Here is a 6,000-nt window from a genome sequence, read left to right as displayed (position 1 = left end):
AACTCTTCAGTTTAAACCTGTTACTGTTTTCGGTTCTCTCGAACCGGTCGCTCACTCAAAGCTGACAGGTAGTTGAATTACTTCAAAAACCTGACTTACTTTTGTGTGAGACTCTTGATACTTTTGCCACTCCCGGTGAATTCCGGAGAACTCATCGGGCCGCATTATCATCAAGCGCCCACACTTATCGGCTGTAAATTTTTAAAGATCGATTCGCGAACACCAGTCAGACTTGAAACTTTCCGGCGGGTTCTGCGTCGCTGCGTCAGCAGCAGAGAAACGAGATTATGAAGGCTCTTCTTCGTTTCGTCAACATCTTTTTTTACGCTACTGCTTAAAAGATGCTGCCGGATCGAACCGCCGTGTTTCTGTCGGCGGCTTCGCTGCGGTACGGCGTGCAGCGAAGGGGGCGAATCTTAGCGCTATGGGCGCCGCCCCGCAAGGGGGTGACGCCCATATTTCTTCACTTTCCAGCAATTGCCGTCAGCGGAACGGCGTTCGCCATCGCAGCGTACCCCGCGTCGCTCGGATGAATGTGGTCGCCACTGTCGAAGTCGCGACGCAGACGCAGCGGATCGGCCGGATCACGCAGCGCCGCATCGAAGTCCACCACCCCATCGAACTGCCCGCTCGTGCGAATCCATTGATTCACCTTCGTGCGGATCGCCTCGCGCTCAGGCGGCAAGGCCGCCGGCGTGATCGTCGCGCCGAGCAGACGCATGCCGCGCGCATGCGCCGCCGCAATCACGCGCTTGTAGCCGCCAATCAGATCGTCCGCGTTCACCTGCGTGTGCGGGAAATCGCAGTCGAGCCCAGAACGCGGCGGCATCGCCTGGAAGTTGATGTCGTTGATGCCAATCAACAGCACCGCGGTGCGCACGCCGGCATGTCCCAGCCCGTCGCGCTGGAAGCGACGTTCGAGCGCCTCGCCGTAACACGGCGAATCGCTCAGCAGCCGGTTGCCGCTAATGCCGAGATCGATCACCGCCAGATCCGTGCGCTCGTGCGCCAGACGCCGCGCCAGCGCATCCGGCCAGCGATGGTTCTCATTGAGCGACGAACGCATGCCATCCGTGATCGAATCGCCGATCGCGGCAATCGTCTGCGCACCCGGCGCCTCGACCGCCAGCCCCGTCACCCACGCGTACTGCGTGAAGCGAACCGGAAACGCGCCAACCGACGGATCGGCAACATGATCGCCCGGGCGCGACACGTAATTCACCTGGCTCGCCACACGGTGCCACGCCACCATCGTCTGCCCCGCGCCCATATAGCTGCTGATGGCGTACGGCGCCCACTGCTTCAGGCCGATATGCACCGGATCACTATCGAGCTCGGCACCCGGAGCCAGCGAAACTGACTGGCGCCCGCCAAACGTCACCCGCACGCTTTCGGCCTGCTTCACCGCCGAGTCGCCAGCCGAAGGCGCAATCGCCATCGATTCGATCACCAGCGGCGTGCGCCCATAGAGATTGCTGATGTGCACGCGCGCCACTTCGCCGCCCAGCGTCGGATAGACGATCTGACGCACGGTGCGCCCCGCCACCTCGGGCGCGCGATAAAGCGGCGGCAATGCCTCGCGCTGCGGAATGGACTGGAGCGCGGTGGCCCAGCTCGTCACCCAATGGCCGCCGGCGGGCTGCTGGGCAAAAGCCGGCGTGGCCGCGCCGATAGAAACGAGCAAAGCGGCGCCGGCCGCGGTAGTAGCAAAGGAAATCTTCATGCGGTCGGATGCGCGCGTGTTGCGCGGAGTCGGGCAAAGCGACCATTGTGCCCCATGGCCCGGATCACGACCTTCCATCCTCCTGACAGCCCGCCTGGCGCAAGCGCTCCACCAACGCGCCTCGCGCACCTCAAAAAATTTCCTCCAGATCACCAGCTCGATCCACTAAAACTCAAACAGTGGAACGGCGCGCCCCAACACCGCTTCGCACCCTTTTGACCCAGCTCAAAATATTCATTTACCGACCGGTCGGTTGGTTTATACTGCACCCCACACCCAACATCGATGAGAGCGTCCCCATGTACACGCAATCCCTCGACATTCCCGGCAATGTCGCGCCGCTGGATACGGCGGCGGCGTCGCCCGAGCAGGTTCAGTTCGACGCGATCATGGCGGCCGACGGCAAGATCGAGCCGCAGGACTGGATGCCCGACGCCTACCGCAAGACGCTGGTGCGCCAGATTTCGCAGCACGCGCATTCGGAAATCGTGGGCATGCTGCCGGAGGGCAACTGGATCAGCCGCGCGCCCAGCCTCAAGCGCAAGGCGATCCTGCTCGCCAAGGTGCAGGACGAAGCGGGCCACGGCCTCTATCTCTATAGCGCGGCGGAAACGCTGGGCGTCTCGCGCGACCAACTGGTCGACGCGCTGCACGCTGGCAAAGCCAAATATTCGAGCATCTTCAATTACCCGACGCCGACCTGGGCGGACGTCGGCGTAATCGGCTGGCTGGTCGACGGCGCGGCGATCATGAACCAGATCCCGCTGTGCCGATGCACCTACGGCCCGTATGCGCGCGCCATGATCCGCATCTGCAAGGAAGAGTCGTTCCACCAGCGTCAGGGTTTCGACGCCCTGCTCGCGATGATGAGCGGCACCGACGCGCAGCGCGAACTGGTCCAGCAGGCCGTGAACCGCTGGTGGTGGCCGGTGCTGATGATGTTCGGCCCGAGCGACGCCGATTCCGTGCACAGCAATCAATCGGCGAAATGGGGCATCAAGCGCATCTCGAACGACGATCTGCGCCAGAAGTTCGTCGATGCCACGGTCGAGCAGGCCAAGGTGCTCGGCGTCACGCTGCCCGACGCCGATCTCAAATGGAACGAAGCGCGCGGCCACTACGACTACGGCACGATCGACTGGGAAGAATTCTGGCGCGTCGTCAACGGCGACGGCCCGTGCAACCGCGAACGCCTCGGCACCCGCGTGAAGGCGCATAACGAAGGCGCCTGGGTGCGCGAAGCCGCCCTCGCCCACGCCGAAAAGCAACGTCAGCGCGCCGACAAGCACGCCGCCTGATCGCAACCCACACTGGAAGGAGACAGCAAGATGAACAAGGAATGGCCGATCTGGGAAGTGTTCGTGCGCAGCAAGCAGGGCCTCGACCATAAACATTGCGGCAGCCTGCACGCGAGCGACGCGTCGATGGCGCTGCGCATGGCGCGCGACGTCTACACGCGGCGCCAGGAAGGCGTGAGCATCTGGGTGGTGCCGTCCGCCGCGATCACGGCGTCGGACCCGAGCGAAAAGGCCGAGCTGTTCGAACCGGCCGGCGACAAGATTTATCGGCATCCGACGTTCTACACGCTGCCCGACGAAGTCAACCACATGTAAGAGCGCGACCATGACGACGCCCACGCCCGAACATCTCGCCTACGTGCTGCGCCTTGCCGATACCGCACTGATCCTTGGTCAGCGCAACTCGGAATGGTGCGGCCATGGCCCGATCCTCGAAGAAGACATCGCGCTCGCAAACATGAGCCTCGACCTGATCGGCCAGGCACGCCTGCTCTACACGCACGCCGCGACGCTCGACAAGTCGCTCAACGGCCGCGAGCGCACCGAGGACGATTACGCCTACTTCCGCGCCGAGCGTGAGTTCGCCAACTACACGCTCGCGGAGCTGCCGCACTTCGGCCCGCTCGCCGGCACGACGCATTCGGCCAACGATTACGCCGTGACGATCGTGCGCAACTTCCTCTATGCGTCGCTGATGGCGCATCTGTGGACCGCGCTGCTGCGTTCCGCCGACCCGCAACTGGCCGCGATTGCCGAACGCTCGATCAAGGAAACGCGCTACCACGTGCATCACGCGCGCGAATGGCTGATCCGCTTCGGCGACGGCACCGAGGAATCGCACCGCCGCGCGCAAACCGCGCTCGACTGGCTGATGCCCTACACGCGCGAATTCTTCAGCACGGATGCGGTGGAAGCCGCCGTCGCCGAAGCCGGCATTGCGCCGCTCGCCGCGCAACTGGAAGCCGCCTGGCGCGTCGATGTCGAAGCCGCTCTGGAAGAAGCCACGCTCACCGCGCCTGCGCCGGTGAAGCACGTGACGACCGGCAAGCTCGGCGAGCATTCGGAACACATGGGCTTCGTGCTCGCCGAAATGCAGAGCCTCGCGCGCCAGCATCCCGGCGCACGCTGGTAAGCACGTAGCAACGACGCGAAACAAAGAGGAAGTCACGACGATGCAAGCGACTGCCGATCACACGCTCGAACGCGCCTGGCAAGTGCTCGAATCGGTGCCCGATCCGGAGATTCCGGTGGTGTCGATCCGCGAACTCGGCATTCTGCGCGACGTGCGCCGTGCCGATGACGGCCAGCTCGAAGTGGTCATCACGCCCACCTACTCGGGTTGCCCGGCGATGTCGCAGATCGCCGAGGATGTCGCGCACGCGCTCGACGCCGCGCAGATCGCCCCGCATCGCATCGTGACGACGCTCACGCCCGCCTGGACCACCGACTGGATCACCGCGGCCGCGCGCGAAAAGCTGCGCGCCTACGGCATCGCGCCGCCCACGGGCAACTGCGGCCCGGTCGCGCAACCAGGCGAGCAGCCGATCACCTTCATGCCGAAACTGCCCGCGCCCGTCTGCCCGCGCTGCGGCTCGAAGCACACGGAACGCCTCGCGCAATTCGGCTCGACGGCGTGCAAGGCGCTCTACCGCTGCATCGACTGCCGCGAACCCTTCGACTACTTCAAACCGTACTGATATGGCCACTCCGCAATTCCATTCGCTGCGCATCCGCGAAGTGCGGCCCGAAACCGCGGACGCGGTCTCCGTCGCTTTCGAAGTTCCGCCCGAGCTGCGCGACGCGTATCGCTTCACGCAAGGGCAGTTCGTCACGCTCAAGACCCACATCGACGGTGAAGAAACGCGTCGCTCGTACTCGATCTGCGTCGGCGTGACCGACTACGACCGTGACGGCGAACTGCGCATCGGCATCAAGCGCGTGCGCGGCGGGCGTTTCTCGAATTTCGCCTTCGACCAGCTGGCGCCGGGCCACGAAATCGACGTAATGACGCCCGACGGACGCTTCTTCACGCACCTGAACGCGGAGCACGGCAAGCATTACGTGGCGTTCTCGGGCGGTTCGGGCATCACGCCGGTGCTGGCGATCATCAAGACGACGCTCGAAGGCGAGCCGCGCAGCGCCTTCACGCTGGTCTACGGCAACCGCAGCGTCGACGCGATCATGTTCGCCGAGGAGCTGGAAGACCTGAAGAACCGCTTCATGGACCGCTTCCGCCTCTATCACGTGCTGTCCGACGATCTGCAGGACGTCGAGCTGTTCAACGGCGTGCTCGATCAGGAAAAGTGCGCGGCCTTCATCGAATCGCTGCTGCCGGCCGAGGAAATCGACGAAGCCTTCATCTGCGGTCCCGGCCCGATGATGGACGCCGCCGAAGCCGCGCTCAAGGACGCAGGCGTGGCGCAGCAGAAAGTGCATGTCGAGCGCTTCGGTTCGCCGTTGCCGCAGGCGGGCGTGCCCATCGTCGAAATCACCGAAAGCACGCCGGCCGCCGAGCTGGAAATCGTCATCGACGGCAAGAAGCGCAAGCTGCGTCTGCCTTATGAGGGCGTGAGCCTGCTCGACGTCGGCCTGAAGGCGGGTCTGGCGCTGCCGTATGCGTGCAAGGGCGGCGTGTGCTGCACCTGTCGCGCGAGGGTGCTCGAAGGCGAAGTGAAGATGGACAAGAACTACACGCTCGAGGAGCAGGAAGTGAAGGACGGCTTTGTGCTGACCTGCCAGTGCCATCCGGTGAGCGAGCGCGTAGTGGTGAGTTTCGACGAACGCTAAACGAAACACTCATCAGCGCGACGCCGCGAGCGTGCGGTTTTTTCGTCCAGCAATATGTGTGACGAATAGACCTTAGAGCAACAGCACGCTTTCGGCGCTCCAGCGATCCGCTTACACTAGGGGCCGCCCGCGAGTGGTGCAGCGCAGCGCTGCATCGGTGCGGTCGGTCCCTTTTGTCGTTGTGCGCATCGG

The 6,000-nt window shown here is 63.9% G+C and carries 6 protein-coding genes; 5 read left to right on the top strand and 1 reads right to left on the bottom strand.

Features of this window, described 5'->3' with window-relative positions; all coding sequences use genetic code 11:
• Window positions 1-463: 463 nt before the first annotated feature.
• Window positions 464-1,723, bottom strand: a complete 1,260-nt coding sequence (locus tag G3N59_RS34030; protein WP_205987223.1) for an SGNH/GDSL hydrolase family protein — start codon at window positions 1,721-1,723, stop codon at window positions 464-466.
• A gap of 299 nt (window positions 1,724-2,022) precedes the next feature.
• Between G3N59_RS34030 and paaA the strand changes: the two genes are divergently transcribed.
• Genes paaA through paaE form a run of 5 tightly spaced genes read left to right on the top strand, consistent with a single transcriptional unit; the run spans window position 2,023 to window position 5,808 of the window.
• Window positions 2,023-3,021 (top strand): 1,2-phenylacetyl-CoA epoxidase subunit PaaA, encoded by a 999-nt coding sequence (paaA, locus tag G3N59_RS34025; protein WP_205987222.1) that lies wholly within the window; start codon window positions 2,023-2,025, stop codon window positions 3,019-3,021.
• 30 nt (window positions 3,022-3,051) lie between these two features.
• Window positions 3,052-3,336, top strand: a complete 285-nt coding sequence (gene paaB / locus G3N59_RS34020) for a 1,2-phenylacetyl-CoA epoxidase subunit PaaB (protein WP_205987221.1) — start codon at window positions 3,052-3,054, stop codon at window positions 3,334-3,336.
• Between the two features lie 10 nt (window positions 3,337-3,346).
• On the top strand, window positions 3,347-4,153 hold the full coding sequence (gene paaC, locus G3N59_RS34015; protein ID WP_205987220.1) for a 1,2-phenylacetyl-CoA epoxidase subunit PaaC: 807 nt from the start codon (window positions 3,347-3,349) through the stop codon (window positions 4,151-4,153).
• 40 nt (window positions 4,154-4,193) lie between these two features.
• Complete coding sequence (gene paaD, locus G3N59_RS34010; protein ID WP_205987219.1) at window positions 4,194-4,718, top strand: 1,2-phenylacetyl-CoA epoxidase subunit PaaD; 525 nt, start codon at window positions 4,194-4,196, stop codon at window positions 4,716-4,718.
• A 1-nt stretch (window position 4,719) separates the two neighbouring features.
• Entirely contained in the window at window positions 4,720-5,808 is a 1,089-nt protein-coding gene (gene paaE, locus G3N59_RS34005; RefSeq protein WP_205987218.1) for a 1,2-phenylacetyl-CoA epoxidase subunit PaaE, read from the top strand.
• Window positions 5,809-6,000 lie beyond the last annotated feature (192 nt).

Origin of the sequence: Paraburkholderia sp. Ac-20340 (assembly GCF_017104965.1) — a bacterium.
GTDB lineage: Bacteria > Pseudomonadota > Gammaproteobacteria > Burkholderiales > Burkholderiaceae > Paraburkholderia.
This window is presented reverse-complemented; position numbering and strand designations above follow the sequence as displayed.